The sequence below is a fragment of the Micromonospora sp. NPDC049799 genome, from assembly GCF_040656655.1.
Classification (GTDB): Bacteria; Actinomycetota; Actinomycetes; order Mycobacteriales; family Micromonosporaceae; genus Micromonospora.
Window position 1 is genome coordinate 1 of the sequence record NZ_JBFAMU010000755.1, and the last position, 1,819, is coordinate 1,819.

The window sequence follows — 1,819 nt, forward strand, 5'->3', positions numbered from 1 at the left end:
TCGCTCGTAGGGGCGGCGGTGTCTCGGACGGAGTTGAGGATCGTGATCAGGCGGTCGACGTCGGCGGACGGGAAGATCGAGTCCGGCCCGGCCGCTTTCGCGGGGGCAGAAAGTGCAAGATCGCGGAGTCGGAGTGGCGGGCGGGGCGGGGTGGGCGGGGTGGAGCGGGGTCGGGGTGGGGTGGGGTGGGGTGGGGTTAGGAGATGGTGATGGTGCCGGTGGGGGTGCGGGTGCAGGAGACGTCGCGGGCGGTGGTCGCGGCGGCACCGGTCAGGCACTGGCCGAGGACCTGGTGGCCGGTGGCGTTCGGGTGCCACGACTCCTGGCAGGTCTGGAAGTACGTGACGCAGGTGTTGGCGATCCGCTGGATGGCGATCTTGTCGTAACCGGAGAGGCTGGTGACGAAGGTGCCGTTCGGCGGGTTGTCCTGGAGCCGGATCGGGGTGGCCAGTGCGCCGGACGGGCTGGCCGACGACTCGCAGAGCCGGGCGCCGTCGAAGGCCCGCTGCACGTTGAGGTAGACCAGGTCGGCGCCGGGGAACTCGGCGGCCAGGGTGTCCCGGCTGGACTTCACCATGGTGCCGAGGCCCTGGGAGAAGCGGTGTCCGGGCAGCAGGCTGGCCCGGTGGATGGGGCAGCCGGCCGCGTACCGCTCGGCGCCCAGGGCGCGGAACTTGTCCCGGGTGTCGTCCCGGCTGTCCTCGGTGTGGAACGTCGGGTCCAGGTCGAACGGCAGCGGGTTGGTGTAGTCCTGGAAGACGACCCGGTGCTGGCCGTCGGCGTCGATCTCGCGCAGGGTGGCGAGGATCTGGCGTACGGCGGCGGTGGTCTCCGCCGTCGCGGCGCTGAGCTGGGCGGCGGTGGCGAGGTCGGCGTCGGAGCAGGGCTTCTGCTCCACGGGCCCGTTCAGGTACGCCCAGAACTCCCACCAGCCGGTCCAGGCGTCGGCGATGAACCGGTTGGCGCACTTCTCCGCGACGCTGCCGAACGTGAACGAGCTGTTGTTCGAGCCGAGCCCGAGCAGCACCAGGTCGATGTCGTGGGTCCGACCGACGGCGCGGAGTTGGTCGAGTTGCGCGGCGACCTGGCGGCCGTTGGTCCGCGCCGACGACGCGGCGGCGATGTCGTGCGGCTGGCCACCCGAGCAGGCCAGGTTGAACCGGTCCTGGATGCCCGGCAGGTTCGCCCGGTGCAGCGAGGCGTTCGCCGACCGGTGGCAGAAGAACGCGTTGCTGTTCGGCGCGGTCCATCCCGGGAAGCCCTGTGCGACGCCGTTGACGTCGACCACCGGGGTGTACGCCCCGGCGCCCTCGCCGCTGATGAAGCTGTCGCCGAGTGCCACCGCGGCGGTGGGCGGCGCCGCCGCGGCGGGAGCGGACAGTCCGACGGCGGTGGTGAGCGCGGCGGTGGCCACGGCGAGCACCGCCGCCGCGGCGGTACGACGGAATCTGGACATGACGTCCTCCATCTGTCCATCGAAACGTGAAAGATCCTCCGAGAGCGCGATCAGATCACCTTCATGTGACAGACGTCAATGCCTCGTAACGGGATCGTTCAGAGAGCGCCACACGAGGACGGGCCGCACGCCGTCGGGACGGCATGCGGCACCGACCCGGGACCGCGTGCGCGGCCTCAGGGCGTACCGGAAGAGGGGTGACTCAGGCGGCGCGGCGGAACTCGGCGCGCCAACGGCGTACGCCCTCGGGGTCCAGGAAGTGCTCGACCCGGACGGGCGTGAGGCCTCCGGCGGCGAACGCGTCGACCTCGGCGCGGGTCAGCGGCCAGGGCGGCCCGGCCGGCCGCGTGTCGACGTCGCCGC

General features: G+C 72.0%; 1 protein-coding gene. It reads right to left on the reverse strand.

The genetic code is table 11. From position 1 onward, the window contains the following. Positions 1-196: 196 nt before the first annotated feature. Complete coding sequence (locus AB0I76_RS29145) at positions 197-1,456, reverse strand: hypothetical protein (RefSeq protein WP_357042133.1); 1,260 nt, start codon at positions 1,454-1,456, stop codon at positions 197-199. Positions 1,457-1,819 lie beyond the last annotated feature (363 nt).

Coding starts and splice junctions, on each gene's coding strand:
- AB0I76_RS29145 (WP_357042133.1), bottom strand. CDS start 1,456: ATGTCCAGATTCCGTCGTACCGCCGCGGCGGCGGTGCTCGCCGTGGCC.